This is a genomic window from Streptomyces sp. NEAU-174, from assembly GCF_052665095.1.
Genome location: NZ_JBQTCE010000009.1, coordinates 262,141 through 284,278, shown reverse-complemented (window position 1 = coordinate 284,278; position 22,138 = coordinate 262,141). Strand labels below are relative to the sequence as shown.

The window sequence follows — 22,138 nt, the reverse complement described above, 5'->3', positions numbered from 1 at the left end:
CTTCCGGCGAACATGCGGGCATGGGTGGTCCCCGCCCCGGGCCGGATCGAGCAGGTGGAACTGCCGGTTCCGCGCCCGGCGGAGGACGAGCTGCTGATCCGGGTCCGGGCCTGCGGGGTCTGCCGCACCGATCTGCATGTCCGCGACGGCGATCTGCCCCCGCACCGCAGCCCCGTCGTCCCCGGTCACGAGGCGGTCGGCGAGGTCGTCGCGGCGGGCTCGCGGGCGCACGGCCCCGGCCCCGGAATCCGGATCGGCGTCCCCTGGCTGCGACGCACCTGCGGTCGCTGCCGCTACTGCCTCCGGGGCCAGGAGAACCTGTGCCCGTCCTCCGAGTACACCGGCTGGGACGCGGACGGCGGCTACGCCGAGTACGTCACCGTACCGGCGGCCTACGCCTATGAGCTGCCCTCCGGATACCGCGACGAGGAGCTCGCCCCGCTGCTGTGCGCCGGGATCATCGGCTACCGCGCGCTGAGCCGGGCCGACCTCCCGCCGGGCGGCCGGCTCGGCATCTACGGCTTCGGCGGCTCGGCACACCTCACCGCCCAGGTGGCCATCGCGCAGGGCGCCGCCGTCCATGTCCTGACCCGCTCACCCGCCGCCCGCGCGCTCGCCCTGGACCTCGGCGCCGCCTCCGCGAACGACGCCTACGACCGTCCGCCCGAGCCGCTCGACGCCGCCATCCTCTTCGCCCCGGTGGGCGAACTGGTTCCGGTCGCCCTGGAGTCCCTGGACGCGGGCGGCACGCTGAGCATCGCCGGGATCTACCTCACCGACATCCCGTCACTCGACTACGAGCGGCACCTCTTCCGGGAACGCACGGTCCGCAGCGTCACCGCCAACACCCGCGAGGACGGCCGCGAATTCCTCGCCGCGGCCGCCGAACACCGCATCAGCGCCACGGTCACGCCGTACCCCTTCGACCACGCGGCCGCCGCCCTGGACGACCTCGCCGCCGACCGCGTCAACGGCGTGGCGGTCCTGACGATGCCCTAGGGGATGCCCGACGGACCGCGCCGCCTGCGGCGAGCCACTCCCCTCCCCGCCCCTTCCCGAAACTGGAGCTCCGCCCCAGCCCCCGGACCCGGGGCTCTGCCCCAGACCCCGGACCGGGGCTTCGCCCTAAGCAGGTCGGAGGAAGTCCGCTACGGTTCGGGCAGCGCCCCGAAGGGGCGCGGGGCCGTGTCGATGTGCGGCTCCGCCGCGCGGGCGCGACCAGCCACGACGGCGCCGCGGTCGGCCGACGACGTATCGCGACACTTCCAGCGGAGCGCTTAGACCCTGGCCCCGGGGCTTCGCTCCAGATCCCGAAACCGGGGCCTCGCCCCTTCCCGCGGCATTGCTCCGCGGCTCCGCCGCGTGGCGCGGGGCTCCGCCCTCGGCCCAGCCGCGCCGCAGGTGGCGCGGTCGGCGCACCGGCCGGTGGGCCGACCGCGGCGACGGTTGGCCCACCGGCCCCGGGGTCCAGGGGCGGAGCCCCTGGTATCGGGAAGGGGCGGGGAGGGGAAAGCCTCGATACGCAGCCCCGCCGAGCGGTCCGCCGGACACCCCGCAGCGCGATGCCCCTGGGCCATGGGCCCCGGGCCCCGGGCCTCACCCTGGGAACCCCGGCGCCTCAGGAATTCGACCAGCCGCGGCGGCACAGCACCAGGCGGTAGCCATCCGGATCCTCGACGGTGACACCCCATTCGTTCCAGTACGGATTGGGCGAGGCGACGCGAGTGCCACCGTGCTGCGTGAGGCGGTCCACCAACTCCTCGGGAACCGGCTCGTCCATGTAGATCACCAGCAGGTCCTCCTCGCTAGGCCGAGGCTCGACGGGGCGGGCCGCCTCGTAGACGAGCTCCAGATGCCAGGAGGCGTCCGGCCAACCCACCATCAGCAGATCGTGCTCCCCGGCCCGGTCACCACCCTCGACCCGGTACACCACGCTCAACCCCAGCCCCGCACACCAGAAGCGCTCCGCCGCCGCCAGGTCACGCGAGGGGCGGGCGATGCGGATGTGGCTCTGACCGTCGGCGGGCATGGGCGCCTCCTTCGTCGTAGGGGAACGCATCGACGGCCCCGTGATCGCCGGGCCGCACCCCGAGCCTAGGGACGGGCCCGCCCCCGGGGCATCGGCCGCCCGCCGGGCCTTCCCCCCGGCCATGCGACCTACGACCGCGAACCGATCACCTCACTCCGGCGCCCCCGGACGCCGGCCAAGCGGGCTGACACGGCGGTATCCCGCCCGTGCGTTGACGATGCGGGCGAGCGCCGTACCCGCCACGGCCGCTGCCAGGAGACAGGCGAGCCAGCGGGCGTCGCGACCGCCCGCCCAGGAGAGCTGCCCCGCGGGCGGAATGGCGAAGCCGTTGAGGAACAGCCAGCACAGCCCCGCCGTCCCGGGCGCCGCGACAAAGCGCGCGCACAGCCCCAGCAGAGCGGCCAGCAGCGAGAGCGCGACCAGGGCGAACATCGGGCGGCCATGGCCGCCGAGGACGTTCAGGGTCGCCACCAGCACCAGCGCGCCCAGGGAGGCCCCGCCCCAGATGACGGGAGTGGCGACAGGATCGGGAACTGGCCTGATCCCGGTGTTGAGCCGCCTCCACTCGATCATGGGTACCACCCCTCCCTATGGGTGCCATCCTCATGCGTAGCTCGATGGCCACCCCTCCCATACGCGGTCGGCATCGTCCCATCGCACCCTTGTACACCTGCCGTCATTACCAATTCTTTGCCATTCGTTAGGGTGGCACAGGAATCGAGCGACGAGAGGGATGACTGTGGGCGCTCCGCGCATGAGCAGTACGCCATTGCCCGGGATCGGGGTTCGCTACGACCTGACGACACGAGAGAGCAGGCGGCTTTCGGTCATCGCACATCGCGACGGCGGACGGACGCTGAGCGCGTACCGGAAGGAGGATCCCGATGAGTGTGCCCTGTCCACCAGGCTGACCCCAGCGGAAGCGGAGGCGCTCATCGGGGTGCTGATGCCAAGTCATCACAGCCCGAATCTGCTGTCCACCACCGAGCTGGGGCTGGTGGCCGAGCGGATCGAGCTGTCGTCCACGTCGCACTGGAACGGGAGGGTGCTGGGCGAGACGCGGATGCGGACGGAGACCGGCGCCTCGATCGTGGCCGTGCTGCGCAGGGCGGAGGCGATCCCCTCCCCGACCCCCGACTTCCGGCTGGCCGGTGGGGACGAGCTGATCGTGATCGGCACCCGCGAGGGTGTGGAGACGGCCGCGGCGATACTCGGGCGGGAGTGAGCCCATGCATTCGTCCGCTGTCTTTCTGATCGAGTTCGGCGCGGTCATCCTGGTCCTCGGGCTGCTGGGGCGGCTCGCCGGGCGGCTCCAGTTCTCCCCGATCCCGCTGTATCTGCTGGCCGGACTGGCCTTCGGCGAGGGTGGGCTGCTGCCGCTGGGAGCGAGCGAGGAATTCGTCGCGACCGGCGCCGAGATCGGCGTCATCCTGCTGCTGCTGATGCTCGGGCTGGAGTACACCGCCAGTGACCTGGTCAGCAATCTCAAGACCCAGTACCCGGCCGGTCTGGTCGACGCGGTGCTCAACGCCCTCCCCGGCGCCGTCATGGCCCTGCTGCTGGGGTGGGGGCCGGTGGCCGCCGTGGTGCTCGCCGGGGTGACCTGGATCTCCTCCTCCGGCGTCATCGCCAAGGTGCTCGGCGATCTGGGCCGGCTCGGCAACCGCGAGACCCCGGTGATCCTCAGCATCCTCGTCCTGGAGGACCTGGCGATGGCCGTCTATCTGCCGATCGTCACGGCCCTGCTGGCCGGTGCGGGCCTGGCGGCGGGCAGTGTCACCCTGGCCATCGCCCTCGGCGTGGCCGGTCTGGTGCTGTTCCTGGCCGTCCGCTACGGACGGCACATCTCCCGCTTCGTCTCCAGCGACGACCCCGAGAAGCTGCTGCTGGTGGTGCTCGGGTTGACGCTGCTGGTGGCGGGGATCGCGCAGCAGCTCCAGGTGTCGGCGGCCGTCGGCGCGTTCCTGGTGGGCATCGCCCTGTCCGGGGAGGTCGCCGAGGGTACCCACCATCTGCTCAGCCCGCTGCGGGATCTGTTCGCCGCCGTGTTCTTCGTCTTCTTCGGGCTGCATACGGATCCGGCCAGCATTCCCCCGGTGCTGCTGCCCGCCATGACGCTGGCCCTCCTCACCGCCGGTACGAAGATCGCCACCGGTTACTGGGCGGCGCGGCGGGCCGGGATCTCGGCGCGGGGCCGCTGGCGGGCGGGCGGCACGCTGGTGGCCCGGGGCGAGTTCTCGATCGTCATCGCGGGGCTCGCCGTCACGGCGGGTATCGAACCGTCGCTCGGCCCGCTGGCCACGGCGTACGTCCTGATCCTGGTCGTCCTCGGGCCGCTCACCGCCCGCTGGACCGAGCCCGTCGCCCGGCGGATCACGGCCCGGCTCGCGGCGCGCCGCGAGCCCGCTGCCGCCGTGGCGGTCGGGAGCGGGGGCGATGGTGTGACGGAGGAGCCGCGAGAGGTGGTGGACGACCCGGACGCCGTGGGACGTCGCTCATAGCCGTGCGTCGGTGCGTACGACTCGATGCGCGGGTCGGTACGTACGGGTCGGTACGTTCGGGTCGATGCGTACGGGGAGGGCCGCGGGACGCTCCGCGGCCCTCCGCGTCGCTCCACGGCTCAGCCCCGGTCCTCCTCCTCAAGCCCCGAGCCCCCTAAGTCGCCTAAGCCCGCTAAGTTCCCTAACGCGTCACCGAGCCCGGTCGCGACCATGCCGCCGCCCACGGCCCCACCCACCGCCGTACCGGCCGTGACGCCCGTACCGCCTGTACCGGCCATGACGCCCGCACCGCCTGTACCGGCCGTGACGCCCGTACCGCTCGTACCGCTCGTACCGCTCGTGACGCCCGCGATGGCCCCACCCGCACCAGTGCGGCCATCGCGGGCGCTATGCCTCGCGCGGGATTCGATGAGCGCCCGGATCCAGGAGTCGACCTCACCGGGCCAGTCGCGCCGCTCGAGGTCCTCATGGCGCACGGTGTGGCGGCCCAGGGTGCCGGCGCCTCTGCCGCGCTTGTCGGCCTCCAGGACGACCTCCATCCCGTCGGCGCCGGTGAGAAGGGTCAGTGCGATCTCGTTCACGGCGTGGAGGTACTGAGGGGCGGGGGTGAGCTCGATCTCCTGGTGGAAGGGCAGCCGCTGCCCGGTGCCCGCGATATGGGCGAGCCGCAGATCGGCGGCGACGAGGCCGAAGCCGAGCCGCCCCAGGGCTCCCAGCACGGCCTCCTGGATCGGCAGCGGGCGCACGATCAGCGGCTCCGGATCGCCGTGGTCCTTCGCACCTGCCGCCGCGAGCTCGACCCGGACGCCCAGGACGACACCCAGCGGCTGCCCGGACACCTCGGTGAGCGGTGTCTCCCACGGTATGTGAATGGTGAACGGAATCTCTCTGTGCTCTCTCGCGTCGAGCCGGAACCCGCCGCCGAGCCGGAGACGGTCGAAGACCACACCGCCCTCGTGCCCCTCGCCGCCGTACCCGGCCTCGACCCCGGCGATCAGCTCCAGCGCGAGGTGGTCGAGGTCGCAGGCGCCGCCTCCGCCCCGGAGCCGCACACGCCCCCGCACCACCCCACCGGGGCGCACCGGCTCCCGGTCCAGGACCGTGTCCACGACGGGCCCACCGACCCCGAGCGAGCCGAGCACTCGTTTGAACACCATCGCGGCGTTCACTCCTTCACTGTCCCTGTGATCGTTCTCTGTTCCGTGGGGGGCGTTTGTTCCTGAGTTCCGTGGGGGGCATGCGTGGAACGAACGAGAAGGTAAAGGGATTCCCATGTACGTGTCCTGGTGCGGCAAAACCGGCCAGGGGCGGTGCGGTCCCGTCCGGCGACGTGCCCGACGGTCCGGCTCGGTGTTCATCCGCTCACGGAGAGCTATCCTGAATGGGCCCTCCGGCCATGGGTAACTCGGGTCGGGCCGCGGAACCCGGTGTGGAATCCGGTCCGGAATCCGGTGCGGCTCATCCCAGAGGACGGGAGAAACCGATGTCACGTGTGCGGCGGATGAGATCGGCGCTGCTGAGCGCCGTGGCAATCGTCGTGAGCGCGGGAATCCGGCGATGGCGGCGCAGACCGGCCCGCGAGCCGCGCCCAGGAAGCCGGTGAATGACCCGGCCTCCACGGCGAGTCGGGTCCGAATCGCCATTCCGCTTCGGGTAATGGTGGGCGAATCGATACAACGAATTCGTCGGCCGGTGCCGCCGGCCGCCCACCCATGCAGACGGCCGAGGAGCGGACACGGACATGGCGACGACAACCAAGCCCGAATATGAAGCTCCCGCCGAACCCACTAAACTCGGCACCATCGTGGTCGACTGGCTCACCACCACGGACCACAAGAAAATCGGACACCTGTACTTGGTGACCGCGTTCGGATTCTTTCTGATCGGCGGCCTTCTGGCCATGGTCATGCGGGCCGAACTCGCCCGGCCCGGACTGCAATTGATCAGCCCGGAGCAGTACAACCAGGCTTTCACCCTGCACGGCACGCTGATGCTGCTGTTCTTCGCCACACCGGTCTTCGCCGGATTCGCCAACGAGATCATGCCGCTCCAGATCGGCGCCCCGGATGTCGCCTTCCCCCGGCTGAACATGTTCTCGTACTGGCTCTTCCTCTTCGGCGGGCTGATCGTGATCGGCAGTCTGCTCACCCCCGGCGGCGCGGCGGACTTCGGCTGGACGGCCTATACGCCGCTCAGCAGCAAGGCGCGGACACCGGGCGTGGGCGGCGACATGTGGGCGATGGGCCTCGCCCTCTCCGGCTTCGGGACGATCCTGGGCGCCGTCAACTTCATCACGACCGTCGTGTGCATGCGCGCCCCGGGAATGACGATGTTCCGGATGCCCATCTTCACCTGGAACATCCTCTTCACCTCGATCCTGGTGCTGCTCGCCTTTCCCGTCCTGGCCGCGGCCCTGCTGGTGCTGGAGGCGGACCGTAAATTCGGCGCGGTCGTCTTCGAGGGGGCCAACGGCGGGCCGGTGCTGTGGCAGCACCTCTTCTGGTTCTTCGGCCACCCCGAGGTCTACATCATCGCCCTGCCGTTCTTCGGCATCATCACCGAAATCATTCCGGTGTTCTCCCGCAAGGTGGTCTTCGGCTATATGGGTCTGGTGGGCGCCACCATCGGCATCACCGGCCTCTCCGCGACGGTGTGGGCCCACCACATGTTCGCCACCGGAGCCGTACTCCTGCCGTTCTTCTCCTTTATGACGTTCCTCATCGCGGTGCCGACCGGGGTGAAGTTCTTCAACTGGATCGGAACCATGTGGCGTGGCTCCCTCTCCTTCGAGACGCCGATGCTGTGGGCCATCGGCTTCCTGGTCACCTTCCTCTTCGGCGGGCTGACCGGGGTGATCCTGGCCTCGCCCCCGCTGGATTTCGAGGTCCACGACAGCTATTTCGTCGTCGCCCACTTCCACTACGTGGTCTTCGGCACGGTGGTCTACGCGATGTTCGCCGGATTCTATTTCTGGTGGCCCAAGTTCACCGGCAGGATGCTCGACGAACGCCTCGGCAAGATCCACTTCTGGACCCTGTTCATCGGCTTCCACGCCACCTTCCTGGTCCACCACTGGCTCGGCGTCATCGGCATGCCGCGTCGCTATGTCGACTATCTGGCCGCCGACGGCTTCACCACGCTGAACACGGTCTCCACCATCGGCTCCTTCCTCCTGGGCCTGTCCACGCTGCCGTTCATCTACAACGTGTGGAAAACCGGGAAGTACGGGAAGCCGGTCGCGCTCGACGACCCCTGGGGATGGGGCCGTTCCCTGGAATGGGCTACCTCCTGCCCCCCGCCCCGGCACAACTTCCTCACCCTGCCGAAGATCCGCTCCGAATCCCCCGCCTTCGACCTCCACCACCCCGAGGCCGTCCCCCACGAGGTCCCCACCACCAACCGACTGCCCCTCTCCAAGGCCATGGGCGCCCCGACCGACCTCGGCACCGAGGCCGACCGCACCGGCGGCGGTCCGCGCCCCGAAACGGGCGACGACACCGAGGGCCGCGAGGGTTGACCCTCGCCCGTCTCTGCTTCAGGACCCGCGGAAGCCCGGCGACAGTCGGAGCAGCGAGAAGACCCCCTCCGCTACGTGCGTAGAGGAGAGGGTCCAGTGCGCCCCCGGCAGGACTCGAACCTGCGGCCAAGCGCTTAGAAGGCGCCTGCTCTATCCACTGAGCTACGGGGGCCGGTGGTGGTCATGGAGCGGGTGAGCCCCCGGTGCCTGCGGGGCCGACGGGGCGGCCGTGGTGCGGGTGGCCGGGCTCGACGGACCGTGACCTTGCCGGGACAAGGATAGGGCTCCTTGCACCTCGCCCCGGTTGCTTCACCTCCGTGGCACGTTGTGGAGGTTCGGTGAAGCGGTCTGATAATCGCAGGCAGGTCCGAAACTCGCATCGTTTTTCACGCCTCAGGGAACGGGTGTTGTGCACTCGTTATGCCCGCGCCCCTGCCGTCACGTCTGCCTCGTGCTCCTTTTGGGGTGATCCGGGTGGGTCTCTTTGACGCGCACGAGTGAGCATACGCTTCAAAAAGACACCAAAAGCGGGCATTCTTCACCACGTGGCGATCTTGGACGTACGGCCCCGGCTGCTCGACGCGCTGACCTCACTGCGTGACCGTGTCGACGCCGCTCGGTTTCCGCTCCCCCTTCCCGGCGCCGACCGCGCTCGCCGTAGCCGTGCCGAGCTGCTCGCTCAACTGGACGACTACCTCGTGCCCCGGTTGCGCGCCCCCGAAGCGCCCCTGCTGGCGGTAATCGGGGGATCGACGGGAGCGGGCAAGTCCACCCTGGTCAATTCGCTGGTCGGCCGACGCGTCACCGAGGCCGGTGTGTTGCGGCCCACAACGCGTACGCCGGTGCTGGTGTGCCACCCCGATGACCACCCCTGGTTCGCCGGGCAGCGGGTGCTGCCGCGGCTCACCCGGGTGTGGGTGCCGGCGCAGGGGGAGCGGGCGGAGAGCGCGTACGACGAGGAGGGGCGGGCGCAGGAGGGGCCGGCGGCGCTGCGGGTGGAGACCGACCCGGGGCTGGCGCGGGGGCTCGCGCTGCTCGACGCGCCCGACATCGACTCGCTGGTCGCGCGGAACCGCGATCTGGCCGCGGAACTGATCTGCGCCGCCGACATCTGGGTGCTCGTCACCACCGCCACCCGCTACGGCGACGCCGTCCCGTGGCATCTGCTGCGGACCGCCAAGGAGTACGACGTCACCCTCGTCACCGTCCTCGACCGGGTGCCGCACCAGCTGGCCGCCGAGGTCTCCCGGCAGTACGCCGGGCTCCTTACGGCGGCCGGGCTCGGCGATGTCCCACGCTTCACCATCCCCGAGCTCCCGGAATCCGCGGGCGGCGGCAGCGGGCTGCTCCCGGCCACCGCCGTCGCCGCCCTGCGGACCTGGCTCACCCAGCACGCCCAGGATCCGTACGCCCGTACGGTCGCCGCCGCCCGTACGGCCGCCGGGACCCTCGCCTCACTCCGCGCCCGGATGCCCGCGCTGGCCGGGGCCGCGGCGGCGCAGCACGCGGCCGCGGTGCGGCTGATCCAGCGGGTCGAGGGCGCGTACGGGGAGGCCGGGGAGCGGGTACGGCGCGAGATCGCGCAGGGTGCGGCGCTCGCGGGCGGTGCGCTCACCCACTGGTACGGCCTGCCGCACGCCAGCGCCCCCGATGAGCTCCTTACGGCTCTCACCGACTCCCTGGCCACCCTGTTGCGCGGCGCGGCCGCCACGGCCGACGAACGGGTCGCGGAGGCCGGGAGGCAGGATCCGGCGGCGCGGGCCGGGCTCGCCCCGAGCGACGCGCGGGGCGCCGCCGAGCGGATCGGCGTGGCCGTACGGCACTGGCGGCGCTGCGCCGAGGAGCTGGCCGAGGAGGAGGCCCGGGCCCGGATCGCCGAATGCGGGGGCAGCTGCGTGCCCGAGGAGATCGCCGCCCTGCTCGCCGCATCCCTCCTGGGCGGACGCCGCGCCCGTAAGGCGGGCGAGAAGCTCGCCGAGACCCTGGGCGCGCATGCGGCACTGCGCCTGGGCGACCGTGGCGGACGGCTGCTCGACGGCTGTGTCACCCGGGTCATGCGGGCGGAGCGCGACCGCAGGCTCGCCCCTCTGGACGCCCTGGACATGTCCCCGGAACACCAGGTCGAGCTGATCGCCGCGCTGTCCGTGCTTCAGAAGGAGAGGTGACCGCAGGTGACGGCCATGGCGGGCAACGGCGGCAATGGCGGCAATGGGGGCAATGGGGGCGGCGGGAGCGGCGGGGGAGACCGGGCGGCGGGGGACCGCCACACCTGGGACGACGGCCTGATCGCCCGGCGCGCGCACCGACGGGCCGCCGGACGTGCCGCGGGCCGCCCGGCCCGTGCGAGGGACCAGGAGGCGGCGGAGGAGGCCGTACCGGACATCCCCGGCGCCGTGGCGGACTACTTCCCGGGGGAGGAGACCGGTCGGCGGTCCTTCGGCGGCCCCCCGTACGCCGTCTACCAGGCCGGCGTCCGCAGCTTCGCCACGGGCACCCTGCGGCCCCGTCTGGAGGCCCTGCGCCAGCTCGTCGGGCTGTCCCGGTCCCGGCTCGAGGGGCGTGCGCTCGCCGGGGCCGCGCGGGTGCTCGACGAGGCGGACGCGCGGGGACGGCATCCTTACGGGCACACCGTGGTCGCCGTCGCCGGGGCCACCGGAAGCGGTAAGTCGACACTGTTCAACGCCCTTGCCGGAGCCCCCCTCTCCGAGACCGGCGTCCGCCGTCCGACCACCGCCACGCCCCTCGCCTGCGCGTGGACCGACCACGCCGACGGCCTGCTGGACCGCCTCGGCATCCCGGCGGTGGACCGGCGCAACCCGGGCTATCCGTACGACCCCGCGCTGCGCGGCCTGGTCCTCCTCGACCTGCCCGACCACGACTCGGCCGCCCCGGGCCACCGCGAGCGGGTGGACCGGCTGCTGGGTCTCGTGGACGCGGTGGTGTGGGTGGTGGACCCCGAGAAGTACGCGGACGCCGTCCTCCATGAGCGCTATCTGCGGCCACTCGCCGGATACGCCGAGGTGACGTTCGTCGTGCTCAACCAGGTGGACCGGCTCCCGGGCGAGGCCGCGGACCAGGTGCTGGACGATCTGCGGCGGCTGCTGGACGAGGACGGGCTCGCCCTCGGGGAGCACGGGGAGCCGGGGGCCGCCGTGCTCGGGTTGTCCGCGCTGACCGGCGAGGGCGTCGGGGAGCTTCGGGAGATGCTCGCGCGGCTCACGGCCGAGTGCGGGGCGGCCGAGCGTCGGCTGTCGGCGGACGTGGCCGGCACGATGACGCGGCTGCGGCCGCACTATGTGGCGGACAGCGGGCCGGTCGGGCTCACCGAGCGGGCGCGGGCGGAGTTCGAGGACCGGCTGGCCGAGGCGGCGGGCGCGGGCGCGGCCGGGAAGGCGGCCGAACGCGCCTGGCTGAGGGACGCGGAGTGGGCGTGCGGAACGCCATGGGGGCGGCTGCGGGCGAGGAAGGGCCACGCCTCGGGGAGCTCTCGGGGCGGCGGCTCTTGGGGCGGTGGTTCTCGGGTCGGCGGCTCTCGGAGTTCGCGAGCGTCCGGGGCCGGGGAGTGGGCGGAGATCCCGGGCGCGCGGGCGCGCACGGTGGCGGTGGAGGCGGTCACGGCGCGCCCGGCGGTGGAGGAGGCGGTACGCACGCTCGGGGACGAGGCGACGGCCGGGCTGCCCGGCCCATGGGCCCAGGCCGTCCGGGAGGCGGCGGGGTGGGGCGGCAGAGGGCTGGCGGAGGCGGTCGACGAGGCGGTGGCGGCCGAGACGGCATACCGGCGGCCGGTCCGGCCCGTGTGGTGGTCGATGGTGGCGGCGGCTCAGGTCACCGTGCTGCTGGCGCAAGTGATCGGGGTGCTGTGGCTGTTGGGGGCCATGGCCGGGGTGTTCGGCGGGCCGGAGTGGTGGATGCCCACGCTGCTGGTGCTGGGCGGCGCGGCGGTCGGCCCGACGCTGGCGTGGGGCTCCCGGGCGGCCGCGCGGGGGCCCGCCCGGCGCCACGGCCGGTCGGTGGAGGGCCGCCTGCGGGAGGCGGCGGCCGAGTGCGGACGCAGACGGGTGCTGGAGCCGGTCGAGACGGAGCTGGCGCGGTACGGGGAGGTACGGGCGCAGTACGTGGTCGCGGCGGGCGGGGCGTGAGGGGCGGGGAGTGAGGGGCGTTCACTCGTCCGGGTGGCCGAGTTGTCCACAATCCCGGGGTCGTGCACAGGCCCCGGCGGAGTTTCGCGATGCCGGGCAGCATGGTTCACGAGCGGCAGGACAGAGCCGCGAAGTGATGGGGGAGGCGTAGCCGGTGAACGAGAGCTGGGTGACCGTGGTGGGGAACGCCGCGACGCGGCCGGACTTCTGGGAGACGGCGGCGGGTGTCGCGGTGGCCCGGTTCCGGCTGGCGGCGACGGTGCGGCGCTGGGACCGGGGGCGGGACGCGTGGGCGGACGCGTACACGAGTTTCTACACGATCTGGACGTGGCGGTCGCTCGCCGCGAATGTCGCGGGGTCGGTATCGCTCGGTGAACCCCTCGTCGTCCATGGGACGTTGCGGGTGCGAGAGCGCGAGCGAGAGCAGGAGAGGGATCGGTCGCTTCAGGGAGACCGGCCGCTTCAGGGAGAAGGGGAAGGGGGATGGGGAGGAGGCGCGGCCACGCCTCCGGCCCCGGGCGGGGAATCCGGTGGCGGGGCGCATCAGCCCAGGCGTTGGGTCACCGCGGAGATCGACGCGGTGGCGGTCGGACACGACCTCACGCGGGGTACATCCGCATTTCGCCGGGTTTCACAGGCCAAACCGCTTCTAAACACACCGACCGGGGCAACTTCCCCGTGAGCGGCCGCGATCACGGGAGATTTGTCGATAATCCCAGGTCATACGGGATCTGGCGATTAGGTAACGATTCCGATTCGGATCGGTTGGGTCTAGGTATTCCCGGGGAACGATCGGTTCCTTTCTCCCTAGTATCCCTGCGTGCCCAACGGGGGTTCCTGAGTTTTGAGTTCGCTGGCGAGGCGCACCAACTGACTGGCGCTCGCCCGGAGGGGAAACCATGATTTCTGTAAGGAGGCGGGGCGCTGCCCGCCTTGCGGCCGCCGTTCTGGCGTCCGGTCTGGTCGCGGCGGGCGCGATAGCCACCGCCGGCACCGCCGCCGCCGATGACGCGCCCCCGAGCCAGGGCGGCGCGACCGCCACGCTGGGCGGTCTCAAGACGTTCGACAAGGCCATCATCCACGACAACGGCAAGGACCAGCAGGTCGGCGCCGGTCTCTTCGAGATGTCGGTCGACAACGGCGGTTCCATCCAGACGTACTGCATTGACCTGCACAACCCGACGCAGAGCAAGGCGAAGTACGAGGAGAAGTCCTGGGCCGAGACGTCCCTGGCGAACAACCCCAACGCGGGCAAGATCAACTGGGTTCTTCAGAACTCCTACCCGCAGGTGAACGACCTGGACGCGCTCGCGAAGACGGCGGGCACCGGTCCCCTCACCGAGAAGACCGCCGCCGCGGGGACGCAGGTCGCCATCTGGCGCTTCTCCGACAACGCGAAGGTGGACGCGGCCGACCCGCAGGCCGAGAAGCTGGCCGACTACCTGGAGAAGAGCGCCCAGAACCTCCAGGAGCCCAAGGCGTCGCTGAGCCTGGACCCGCCGGCCGTCTCCGGCAAGGCCGGTGAGCGGCTCGGCCCGGTCAAGGTCCACACCAACGCCGACAGCGTCACCCTGGCCCCGGGCGCCGAGTCCGCGGGCGGCGTCAAGCTCGTCGACAAGAGCGGCAAGACCATCACCAGCGCCGCCGACGGCGGCGAGGTGTACTTCGACGTCCCGGAGGGCGCGGCGGACGGCTCCGCCACGCTGACCGCCCAGGCCGCCACCAAGGTTCCGGTGGGCCGCGCGTTCGCCAGCGCCACCAAGAGCCAGACCCAGATCCTGGCCGGCTCGAGCGAGAGCACCGTCTCCGCCACCGCCACAGCGAACTGGGCGAAGAAGGGCGCGGTCCCGGCGGTCTCCGCCGAGAAGGACTGCGCCAAGGGCGGCGTGGACATCACGGCCAGCAACAAGGGCGACGAGGCGTTCACCTTCGAGCTGCTGGGCCAGAAGTACACCGTCGAGGCGGGTCAGTCCAAGACCGTCACCGCCCCGGTGAAGGAGGACCAGAGCTACAAGTTCACCATCTCCGGTCCGAACGGCTTCGAGAAGACCTTCTCCGGCGTTCTCGACTGCAAGACCTCCAGCAGCGGCGGCAGCAGCGACACCCCCTCCTCGCAGCCGAGCCCCGCGTCGGCCGGTGGCAGCACCGGTGGTGACACCTCCGGTGGCGACCTCGCCGAGACCGGTAGCAGCAGCAACACCCCGATGATCGCGGGCATCGCCGTGGCGCTGGTCGTGGTCGGCGGCGGCGCGATCTTCTTCGTCCGCAAGAAGAAGGCGACCGCGGGCGAGTGAACGCCAGCGCGGTGACGCCAGCGCGGCGACGCCAGGGCAGCAGTGATCGCTGAGTGAAGCGACGGTCACCGGACGTGGTGACCATCGAAGAACGCGGTGATGGAGGGCCGGAGCCTCATGGAGGCTCCGGCCCTTCGTGTCGCCGGGGGACGGCGAATGCCGGACCCATGCCGCACGCCGGACCAAACGGGTTTCCGCCTCGGGCGGGCTGTACGGCAAGATGGCTGTATCTGCCCTCACGCGGTGGGGCCGCCACGGATACGGACCCCGCGGCGGAGCCGCACCTCGATACCTACCAGATTGCCGGACGGTTTCTCTTGGCTGAGTTCATCTACACCATGCGCAAGACGCGCAAGGCGCACGGCGACAAGGTGATCCTCGACGATGTCACGCTGAGCTTTCTGCCCGGCGCGAAAATCGGCGTCGTGGGCCCCAACGGCGCCGGTAAGTCGACGGTGCTGAAGATCATGGCCGGCCTGGAGCAGCCGTCCAATGGTGACGCCTTCCTCTCGCCCGGCTACAGCGTGGGCATCCTGCTCCAGGAGCCCCCGCTCGACGAGTCCAAGACCGTGCTGGAGAACGTCCAGGACGGCGTGGCGGTCACCAAGGGCAAGCTGGACCGCTTCAACGAGATCGCCGAGCAGATGGCGACCGACTACAGCGACGAGCTGCTGGAGGAGATGGGCAAGCTCCAGGAGGACCTGGACCACTCCAATGCCTGGGACCTAGACGCCCAGCTCGAGCAGGCCATGGACGCCCTCGGCTGCCCGCCCGGCGACTGGCCGGTCACCACCCTCTCCGGTGGTGAGAAGCGCCGTGTCGCGCTCTGCAAGCTGCTGCTGGAGGCCCCCGACCTGCTGCTGCTCGACGAGCCCACCAACCACCTCGACGCCGAGTCCGTCAACTGGCTGGAGCAGCACCTCGCCAAGTACGCGGGCACCGTCGTGGCCATCACCCACGACCGGTACTTCCTGGACAACGTCGCCGAGTGGATCCTGGAGCTCGACCGCGGCCGCGCCATCGGCTACGAGGGCAACTACTCCACCTACCTGGAGAAGAAGCAGGCCCGGCTGAAGGTCGAGGGCCAGAAGGACGCCAAGCGCGCCAAGCGCCTCAAGGAGGAGCTGGACTGGGTCCGCTCCAACGCCAAGGGCCGCCAGGCCAAGTCCCGCGCCCGGCTGACCCGGTACGAGGAGATGGCCGCCGAGGCCGAGAAGACCCGGAAGCTGGACTTCGAGGAGATCCAGATCCCGCCGGGCCCGCGCCTGGGCAATGTCGTGGTCGAGGTGGAGAACCTCTCCAAGGCGTTCGGCGAGAAGGTCCTGATCGACGACCTCTCCTTCACCCTGCCGCGGAACGGCATCGTCGGTGTCATCGGCCCCAACGGCGCCGGTAAGACCACGCTCTTCAAGATGATCCAGGGCCTGGAGACCGCCGACGCGGGCAGCATCAAGGTCGGCGAGACCGTCAAGATCTCCTACGTCGACCAGAGCCGCGCCAACATCGACCCCAAGAAGACGCTGTGGGCGGTCGTCTCCGACGAGCTCGACTACATCAACGTCGGCCAGGTCGAGATGCCCTCCCGCGCCTATGTCTCCGCCTTCGGCTTCAAGGGCCCGGACCAGCAGAAGCCGGCCGGGGTGCTCTCGGGCGGTGAGCGCAACCGCCTCAACCTCGCGCTCACCCTCAAGCAGGGCGGCAATCTGCTGCTCCTCGACGAGCCCACCAACGACCTCGACGTGGAGACGCTCTCCTCGCTGGAGAACGCGCTGCTCGACTTCCCCGGCTGCGCCGTGGTCGTCTCCCACGATCGCTGGTTCCTCGACCGCGTCGCCACCCACATCCTGGCGTACGAGGGCGACTCCAAGTGGTTCTGGTTCGAGGGCAACTTCGAGTCGTACGAGAAGAACAAGGTCGAGCGGCTCGGCCCGGACGCGGCCCGTCCGCACCGCGCCACCTACAAGAAGCTGACCCGGGGCTGAGTGGATGGCACGCCATATCTACCCCTGTCCCCTGCGCTGGTCCGACATGGACGCGTTCGGCCACGTCAACAACGTGACCTTCCTCCGCTATCTGGAGGAGGCCCGGGTCGACTTCATGTGGCGGCTGGCGCCGGGGAACGGGAGTGACGCGTTCACCGGCGGCGTGGTCGTGGCCCGGCACGAGATCGACTATCTGAAGCCCCTGGTCCACCGGCACCGGCCGGTGACGATCGAGACCTGGGTGACGGAGATCAAGGCCGCGTATCTCACCCTGCGCTATGAGATCAAGGACGAGGACGCCCTGTATGTGCGTGCCGCCACCCGCATCGTGCCCTACGACCTCGACCAGGGCCGCCCGCGCCGGGTCACCCCGGAGGAGGAGAAGTTCCTGACCGAGTACCTGGAGCCGGACCCGGCGAAGAAGGGCGCCGCCAAGAAGGCGTCCACGGCGTCCACGAAGCCCGCCGGATCCGCCGATGGCGCCGGGCGGGCGGAGGGGGCCGTCTCGGTATGACGGCCCCCAGCCAGGAGCTCCACTTCGCCGACGCCGGGGAGGCGGCCGATCTCGCCGCCTTCCTGGCCCGGCTGATCCACTACGACCGGGCGGCGGCGGTGCGGCTACAGGCGGGCGGCGGTGTGCTCGCCGTCTTCGGCCGGCCGCCGTCGTTCGAGGTCCTCGCGATCCGTACGGCGCGGCTCGAGGCGATCGTCGGCACCGAGGCCGCACCGGACACACCGCACACACCGGACACACCGCATACGTCGGCCGGGGCGGCGGGCGGGGCGGGCGCCCTGGACACGACCGTCTCGGCGGGCGAGTTCGCGGACGCGCTGGACACGGCGCGGGCCGCGCGGACCACCGACGGTTCCGAGATCCGCGACCGGGGCCTGGTGGTCACCGTGCCGCAGGCCGTCACCGGTCCGCCATGGGCCGGGGTGCTGCCGCCGCGCGGCGGCTGGCGCCGGGTGACCGGACCGCCGGGCGTGGACGAGGTGCGCGGGGCGGTCGCCGCCGCCGTCGCCGAGTTCCGGGCCCGTGACGCGGCGCTGCCCGAGGAGCAGCGTACGCGCGCCGAGCGCGACCGCATCGGCCATGAGATCTGGTCCCGCACCCTCGGCGACACCGGGCTTCCGCTGCGCGCCGTGCACGCCGCGCAGTCGCTGGGCTTTCTGCGCCCGGTCCGGGCGGCGGCACCGGCCGCCACCGGCCATGGGAGCGGCGTGGCCACCGCCGCGCCCGAGCCCCTGGCGCTGCTCGCCGCGGGCGGCTGGCTGCGGCTGCGCACGCCGTACGGCTCGATCGCGGTGCGTACGCAGGGCCTGTCCGGCGGCCTGTCCGGGCTGTCCGTCACGCCCGCCTGAGCCCGCCGGTCAACCTGCGGGGCCGATCCTCCGGGTCAGCCCGCGGGGTCAGCCCTCCGTGTTGATCATGGAGGCGGCGGCGTAGGTGAGGTAGTGCCACAGCTGGCGCTCGAGCTCCGGGGCCAGCTCCAGCTCGTCCACCGCGTCGCGCATATGGCGCAGCCAGGCGTCATGGGCGGCGCGGTTCACGGTGAAGGGGGCGTGGCGCATGCGGAGCCGGGGGTGGCCGCGGTTGTCGCTGTAGGTGCGGGGGCCGCCCCAGTACTGCATCAGGAAGAGTGTGAGCCGCTCCTCGGCCGGACCCAGGTCCTCCTCGGGGTACATCGGCCGGAGCAGCGGGTCCTCGGCGACCCCCTGGTAGAAGCGGTGCACCAGACGCCGGAAGGTCTGCTCGCCACCGACCTGCTCGTAGAAGGTCTGCTCCTGAAGTGTGCCTCGCGGAATCTCTTTCACGCCTCCATGCTCTCAGACGCCCCCGTCCGGAAAAGGGGGCGTGGGTCGCGGCCGGGGGCCGGGCGCAGGAGAGTGGAGGCATGGGCAGCACGGGCGGGAGCACACGCAGTGCGCCGGACGCCGCGGAGCGTGTGGTGCGGCCGAAGCCTGCGGACCGGGAGGCCGACGGGTACGCCGAAGAGGCCGCGGCGCTGCGGACCGGGCTGGTCCGGGAGATCGTGGCGGGCGGCGGCCTCACCGACCCCGCCTGGCGGGCGGCCTTCGAGGAGGTGCCGCGCCATCTCTTCGTGCCCTACTACTACGAGGCGGGCGACGCGGCCGCGGCGGCCGCACCGCCGGACACCAGGACAACCCGGGCGGGAGAGGCGGGCACGGCGCACGGGACGGTCGGCTACACCCGGCTGTGGCGCGACGATCCCCACCCGCTGCGCCGGGCCCGCTGGCTGGCCGGTGCCTACGCGGACGCCCCGCTCGCCACCCGGGTGCGCGACGGTGAGCTGATCACCTCCAGCAGCCAGCCGTCGCTGATGGCGCGGATGCTCCAGGCGCTCCAGGTGCGGGACGGGGACCGGGTGCTGGAGATCGGCGCGGGCACCGGCTACAACGCCGCGCTGCTGGCCCACCGGCTCGGCGACGCCCATGTCACCACCCTCGATCTCGACCCGGAGATCACCGAGGCCGCCCGCAACCATCTGGCCGCGGCCGGATTCCGCCCCGCGGTCGTCACCGGCGACGGGGCGCGCGGCTGCCCGCTGCACGCTCCCTACGACCGGATCATCGCCACCTGCGCCGTGGCGTCCATCCCGTCCGCATGGCTCGGCCAGTGCCGGCCGGACGCGCTGATCCTGACGCCGCTCGCGACCGGGCTGATCGCCCTGAGGGTCGCCGACGCCCGCCATGCCGAGGGGCGCTTCCTGGCCATCCCCGCGTACTTCGTCCCGCTGCGCGGCAGCGGTCCGCCGCCTCAGGTGCCCACCCACGGGCTGCCGTCCCGGCCGCTGCTGGACGACTCCTTCCGCTTCCTGCTGAACGTGGCCGCGGGCCATCTGGAGCCGGTCGAGGCCCTCGCGCTGTGGGAGCACGAGGGCAGGCCGGGGCGCGAGCGCTACGGGGTGACGGTGCGCGGCGAGCGCCAATGGGCCTGGCTGGACGACCCGGAGGGCGCCTACGGCTGGCCGCTGGGCCCTCCCGGCCGTCTTGAGCCCTTCCGGGGTCTCAGCCCCGGCGCACCGTGATCGTCGTCCAGGCGCCGACGTGGACGCGGTCCCCGTCCTGGAGCGGGACCGGCACGAACGGCTGAATCGGCTCCTCGCCGCCGTTGATCGTCGTCCCGTTGGTCGAGTCCTGGTCGACGACCGCCCAGACGCCGTCGGGCTGCTGGACGAGGAGCGCGTGCTGGTGCGAGACGCCCGGGTCCTCGGGCGGCCGCCCGAGGTCGATGTCGGGCGCCTCACCGGTGCTGTGGCGGCGCCGGCCGATGGTGATCTGGTGGCCGTTGAGCGGCAGCTGCTGCTCGGGGGAGTAGGCCGGGAGGTTCAGCCCGGCGGCCTCCGGGCCGCTGCGGTTCATCATCGCCATGAAGTACTCACGGTCCGGGGCGACGACGGCTATCCAGTTGCCGGGCGCCTGCGCCGGGGCGCCGCCCTGGCCGAACTGGGCGCCGCCGGGGTGCTGCTGCTGCGGGGCGCCGGGGTGCTGCTGCTGGGGCGGCTGGTGCCCCGGCCCCTGCTGCTGCGGCGGCGGGGCGTACCCCTCGTTCCCGTACGGCTGCGCCGGGGGCGCCGGGGCCTGGGGGTAGCCGTAGCCGTACTGCGGGGCCTGGGGCGCGCCGTGGCCCGGAGCGCCCTGCTGCGGGGCGCCGTGCTGCGGGGCGCCGTGCGGGGGCGTGCCCTGGTGCGGTGCGCCCCCCTGCGGCGGCGGAAGCGTCCAGTCGCTGTCGCCGCCGAAGCCGGAGGGCTGCCCGCCGCCCTGCGTCGGGTGCGGGCCCTGCGGCCCCCCGGGCCCGGGCTGCGGCGGGCCCGGCTGCTGCGGCGGCGCGTAACCGCCCTGCGGCGGGCCGTACGGAGACGGGGTGTGCGTCTGGAAGTTGAAGCGGCACTCCTCACAGAACGGGGCCTGCGCCTCACGTGGCGTACGGCACTGCGGGCACAGCTCCTGCTGCTGTGCCGGATAGCCGTAGCCGCCCGCGCCGCCGGGCGGCGGTGGGCCGCCCGGCCCCGGACTCCCGTAGCCACCCGGTGGCACGGGAACACCGGGACCGTTGGGCATGGGCGGAGGCGGCGGGACGGCGCCGGAGGGCATGGGTGTCCCCGACATCCGGTGGCCACACACCTCGCACCAGTCTTCGGCCGCCGATTGGTGGCCGTTGGGACAGGTCGGCATGTCGGATCCCCCTCTGTGGCGTTCTTGGCGTTTCTGCCGAGAAGAGCTACGTGAGTGCTGGTTATGTGCTACTTCTTGACGCGAACTGTCTTGGTGGAGCGCGTTTCGAGTGTCATCTCGTCCGCCTCCGCGACCTTCGCCTTCAGTCGCACAGTACCTGCCGCCACATCGAGCACGTCCACCACCTTCGCAAGCAGTTTCGCCGTGTCTTCGTTCCCCGATGCGGCCGCCAGCTGTACGGCACGCCCCAGCTTCGCGGTCGCTTGTTCGGCATCGCCGGACTTGCGGGCATTCATGCCCTGTTTGATGGCCTGTGCCAGTTCGGCCTGGCCCGTATAGTGCGCCACCTGCGGATTCATCGCGGTGGAGACGACCAGATCATCGGTCCACACCGCGCGCACCAGCCCCTGCGCCAGGGGGGTGGGCGGGCTGCCGACCCCGTCGGGCACCGGCTGAACCAGGGAAATCCTGGCCGCCAGCATCTCCTGGCCGACCTCCGCCGCCGGAACCCTCACACAGAGGTGGTAGTCGCGGGACTCATCGCCCCAGGACCCGGTGGGGTAGTCGCCCGCGCGCGGACCGGCCTCGACGCGCCGGGCGGTCAGATCCTCGACCGTCGGTGCGACCTGTTTCACATACGCCACCTCGGCGCCCTTGGGAGTCCACAGTCGGAGGCTGACATCGGCGACCTCCTTGCCCATCGCCGTCTCCATCATCCGCGTGAAGTCCGCGGCGAGCCCGGCGGGGTCGGCCACGATGTCCGCCGTGCCGAGCAGGGCCGCGGCGATCCCGGTGACCTCCTCGACCTCCCAGTCCGTGCCCACCCCGCGGGCGTCGCAGGTGAACCGGCCCGCGCAGGCGTCGAGCACGGCCCGCAGCCGCTGCGGCTCCTCGTGCTCGTTCCGCCCGTCGGTGAGCAGGATGCCGTGCCGTATCGCGGCGTCCGTGGAGTCGAACAACAGGTCGGCCTGGAGCAGCCAGGTGCCGATCGCGGTGCCGCCGCCCGGACTCAGGCTCCGCAGCGCCTCCTTGGCCTGGGCGCGGGTGAGCGGATCGGCGATGGCCAGCTGCCCGTCGCCGGGGAAGATCTCGACCGCCTTGTGGGTGCCCGCCACGACGGAGAAGGCCACGCCGTCGCGCACGGTGTCGATCGCGGCGGCGGTCGCGTCCCGGGCGTGGCGCATCTTCGTCGGCGGATAGTCCATCGAACCGGAGCAGTCCACCATGATCACCACGGCCGCACGGGCCGCGCGGGGGGAGCCGCCGCTCCGGCCGGACGCGCTGTCGTACGCGCCCGGAGCGTCCTCGTACCCGCCATGGGCGGGGGCGGGTATCGGCGGCCCTGCCGCTGCCCCGCCGCCCGCCGAGGTGACGGTGATGATCGCGTTCACCTCGCGGCCTCCCTCGGGGAGGTACTCGTTCTGGTAGACCTCGACCGAGAACCGCGGCGCGTCGGGGGTGGAGAAGTGGGCCATGTCA

General features: G+C 71.9%; 18 protein-coding genes and 1 tRNA gene. 12 read left to right on the top strand and 7 right to left on the bottom strand.

Annotated elements, in window-relative coordinates; all coding sequences use genetic code 11:
• Window positions 1-12: 12 nt before the first annotated feature.
• A complete protein-coding gene (locus tag ACT2CW_RS27035; protein WP_445518575.1) occupies window positions 13-999 on the top strand; it encodes a zinc-binding alcohol dehydrogenase family protein in 987 nt (328 codons plus the stop codon).
• A 619-nt stretch (window positions 1,000-1,618) separates the two neighbouring features.
• Here the strand turns inward: ACT2CW_RS27035 and ACT2CW_RS27030 are convergent.
• Window positions 1,619-2,029 carry a VOC family protein gene (locus tag ACT2CW_RS27030; protein ID WP_445518554.1) on the bottom strand — a complete coding sequence of 137 codons (411 nt, stop codon included), beginning with the start codon at window positions 2,027-2,029 and terminating at the stop codon, window positions 1,619-1,621.
• A 150-nt stretch (window positions 2,030-2,179) separates the two neighbouring features.
• A complete protein-coding gene (locus ACT2CW_RS27025; RefSeq protein ID WP_164428755.1) occupies window positions 2,180-2,602 on the bottom strand; it encodes a hypothetical protein in 423 nt (140 codons plus the stop codon).
• Window positions 2,603-2,783: 181 nt separating this feature from the next.
• Between ACT2CW_RS27025 and ACT2CW_RS27020 the strand changes: the two genes are divergently transcribed.
• Together ACT2CW_RS27020 and ACT2CW_RS27015 are read left to right on the top strand one after the other, a co-directional pair.
• Window positions 2,784-3,254: a cation:proton antiporter regulatory subunit gene (locus ACT2CW_RS27020; RefSeq protein WP_138915618.1), complete on the top strand. Its 471-nt coding sequence runs from the start codon at window positions 2,784-2,786 to the stop codon at window positions 3,252-3,254.
• 4 nt (window positions 3,255-3,258) lie between these two features.
• On the top strand, window positions 3,259-4,530 hold the full coding sequence (locus tag ACT2CW_RS27015; RefSeq protein ID WP_445518553.1) for a cation:proton antiporter: 1,272 nt from the start codon (window positions 3,259-3,261) through the stop codon (window positions 4,528-4,530).
• A gap of 119 nt (window positions 4,531-4,649) precedes the next feature.
• On the opposite strand, the gene ACT2CW_RS27010 is transcribed toward ACT2CW_RS27015, so the two are convergent.
• A complete protein-coding gene (locus ACT2CW_RS27010) occupies window positions 4,650-5,687 on the bottom strand; it encodes a sporulation protein (protein ID WP_445518552.1) in 1,038 nt (345 codons plus the stop codon).
• 584 nt (window positions 5,688-6,271) lie between these two features.
• Here ACT2CW_RS27010 and ctaD point away from each other — a divergent pair.
• Window positions 6,272-8,047, top strand: a complete 1,776-nt coding sequence (ctaD, locus tag ACT2CW_RS27005; RefSeq protein WP_445518551.1) for an aa3-type cytochrome oxidase subunit I — start codon at window positions 6,272-6,274, stop codon at window positions 8,045-8,047.
• A gap of 99 nt (window positions 8,048-8,146) precedes the next feature.
• Here ctaD and ACT2CW_RS27000 read toward each other — a convergent pair.
• Window positions 8,147-8,219: transfer RNA gene (locus tag ACT2CW_RS27000), tRNA-Arg, on the bottom strand.
• Window positions 8,220-8,601: 382 nt separating this feature from the next.
• Between ACT2CW_RS27000 and ACT2CW_RS26995 the strand changes: the two genes are divergently transcribed.
• The 7 genes from ACT2CW_RS26995 (at window position 8,602) to ACT2CW_RS26965 (ending at window position 17,824) form a co-directional block, all read left to right on the top strand.
• Window positions 8,602-10,212, top strand: coding sequence for a dynamin family protein (locus ACT2CW_RS26995; protein ID WP_445518574.1), 1,611 nt, complete (start codon window positions 8,602-8,604; stop codon window positions 10,210-10,212).
• Between the two features lie 6 nt (window positions 10,213-10,218).
• On the top strand, window positions 10,219-12,186 hold the full coding sequence (locus ACT2CW_RS26990) for a GTPase (RefSeq protein ID WP_445518550.1): 1,968 nt from the start codon (window positions 10,219-10,221) through the stop codon (window positions 12,184-12,186).
• A gap of 154 nt (window positions 12,187-12,340) precedes the next feature.
• A complete protein-coding gene (locus ACT2CW_RS26985; RefSeq protein WP_445518549.1) occupies window positions 12,341-12,868 on the top strand; it encodes a single-stranded DNA-binding protein in 528 nt (175 codons plus the stop codon).
• A gap of 217 nt (window positions 12,869-13,085) precedes the next feature.
• The gene (locus ACT2CW_RS26980) at window positions 13,086-14,480 is read left to right on the top strand and encodes an LAETG motif-containing sortase-dependent surface protein (RefSeq protein WP_432048230.1); all 1,395 of its coding nucleotides are present in this window, start codon (window positions 13,086-13,088) and stop codon (window positions 14,478-14,480) included.
• Window positions 14,481-14,797: 317 nt separating this feature from the next.
• Window positions 14,798-16,462, top strand: coding sequence for an energy-dependent translational throttle protein EttA (ettA, locus tag ACT2CW_RS26975; RefSeq protein ID WP_037946229.1), 1,665 nt, complete (start codon window positions 14,798-14,800; stop codon window positions 16,460-16,462).
• Between the two features lie 4 nt (window positions 16,463-16,466).
• A complete protein-coding gene (locus ACT2CW_RS26970) occupies window positions 16,467-16,976 on the top strand; it encodes an acyl-CoA thioesterase (protein WP_164428775.1) in 510 nt (169 codons plus the stop codon).
• The gene (locus tag ACT2CW_RS26965) at window positions 16,973-17,824 is read left to right on the top strand and encodes a hypothetical protein (protein ID WP_445518548.1); all 852 of its coding nucleotides are present in this window, start codon (window positions 16,973-16,975) and stop codon (window positions 17,822-17,824) included. Before ACT2CW_RS26970 ends, ACT2CW_RS26965 begins: the two co-directional genes overlap by 4 nt.
• 48 nt (window positions 17,825-17,872) lie before the next feature.
• Here the strand turns inward: ACT2CW_RS26965 and ACT2CW_RS26960 are convergent, their stop codons facing one another.
• On the bottom strand, window positions 17,873-18,277 hold the full coding sequence (locus ACT2CW_RS26960) for a globin (protein WP_037945843.1): 405 nt from the start codon (window positions 18,275-18,277) through the stop codon (window positions 17,873-17,875).
• Window positions 18,278-18,357: 80 nt separating this feature from the next.
• Here ACT2CW_RS26960 and ACT2CW_RS26955 point away from each other — a divergent pair, with 80 nt between their 5' ends.
• Window positions 18,358-19,512: a methyltransferase domain-containing protein gene (locus ACT2CW_RS26955; RefSeq protein WP_445518547.1), complete on the top strand. Its 1,155-nt coding sequence runs from the start codon at window positions 18,358-18,360 to the stop codon at window positions 19,510-19,512.
• Here ACT2CW_RS26955 and ACT2CW_RS26950 read toward each other — a convergent pair.
• A complete protein-coding gene (locus ACT2CW_RS26950; protein WP_164428781.1) occupies window positions 19,493-20,659 on the bottom strand; it encodes an FHA domain-containing protein in 1,167 nt (388 codons plus the stop codon). The genes ACT2CW_RS26955 and ACT2CW_RS26950 overlap by 20 nt on opposite strands.
• A 68-nt stretch (window positions 20,660-20,727) precedes the next feature.
• Window positions 20,728-22,134: a vWA domain-containing protein gene (locus ACT2CW_RS26945; RefSeq protein ID WP_445518546.1), complete on the bottom strand. Its 1,407-nt coding sequence runs from the start codon at window positions 22,132-22,134 to the stop codon at window positions 20,728-20,730.
• Between the last annotated feature and the right edge of the window lie 4 nt (window positions 22,135-22,138).

What these genes read in the sequence shown, in the direction of transcription:
- ACT2CW_RS27030 (WP_445518554.1), bottom strand. Translation starts at nt 2,029, where the DNA reads ATGCCCGCCGACGGTCAGAGCCACATCCGCATCGCCCGCCCCTCGCGT.
- ACT2CW_RS26980 (WP_432048230.1), top strand. Translation starts at nt 13,086, where the DNA reads ATGATTTCTGTAAGGAGGCGGGGCGCTGCCCGCCTTGCGGCCGCCGTT.
- ACT2CW_RS26955 (WP_445518547.1), top strand. Translation starts at nt 18,358, where the DNA reads ATGGGCAGCACGGGCGGGAGCACACGCAGTGCGCCGGACGCCGCGGAG.
- ACT2CW_RS27010 (WP_445518552.1), bottom strand. Translation starts at nt 5,687, where the DNA reads ATGGTGTTCAAACGAGTGCTCGGCTCGCTCGGGGTCGGTGGGCCCGTC.
- ACT2CW_RS26970 (WP_164428775.1), top strand. Translation starts at nt 16,467, where the DNA reads ATGGCACGCCATATCTACCCCTGTCCCCTGCGCTGGTCCGACATGGAC.
- ACT2CW_RS27015 (WP_445518553.1), top strand. Translation starts at nt 3,259, where the DNA reads ATGCATTCGTCCGCTGTCTTTCTGATCGAGTTCGGCGCGGTCATCCTG.
- ACT2CW_RS27035 (WP_445518575.1), top strand. Translation starts at nt 13, where the DNA reads ATGCGGGCATGGGTGGTCCCCGCCCCGGGCCGGATCGAGCAGGTGGAA.
- ACT2CW_RS26965 (WP_445518548.1), top strand. Translation starts at nt 16,973, where the DNA reads ATGACGGCCCCCAGCCAGGAGCTCCACTTCGCCGACGCCGGGGAGGCG.
- ctaD (WP_445518551.1), top strand. Translation starts at nt 6,272, where the DNA reads ATGGCGACGACAACCAAGCCCGAATATGAAGCTCCCGCCGAACCCACT.
- ACT2CW_RS26945 (WP_445518546.1), bottom strand. Translation starts at nt 22,134, where the DNA reads ATGGCCCACTTCTCCACCCCCGACGCGCCGCGGTTCTCGGTCGAGGTC.
- ACT2CW_RS26950 (WP_164428781.1), bottom strand. Translation starts at nt 20,659, where the DNA reads ATGCCGACCTGTCCCAACGGCCACCAATCGGCGGCCGAAGACTGGTGC.
- ACT2CW_RS27025 (WP_164428755.1), bottom strand. Translation starts at nt 2,602, where the DNA reads ATGATCGAGTGGAGGCGGCTCAACACCGGGATCAGGCCAGTTCCCGAT.
- ACT2CW_RS27020 (WP_138915618.1), top strand. Translation starts at nt 2,784, where the DNA reads ATGAGCAGTACGCCATTGCCCGGGATCGGGGTTCGCTACGACCTGACG.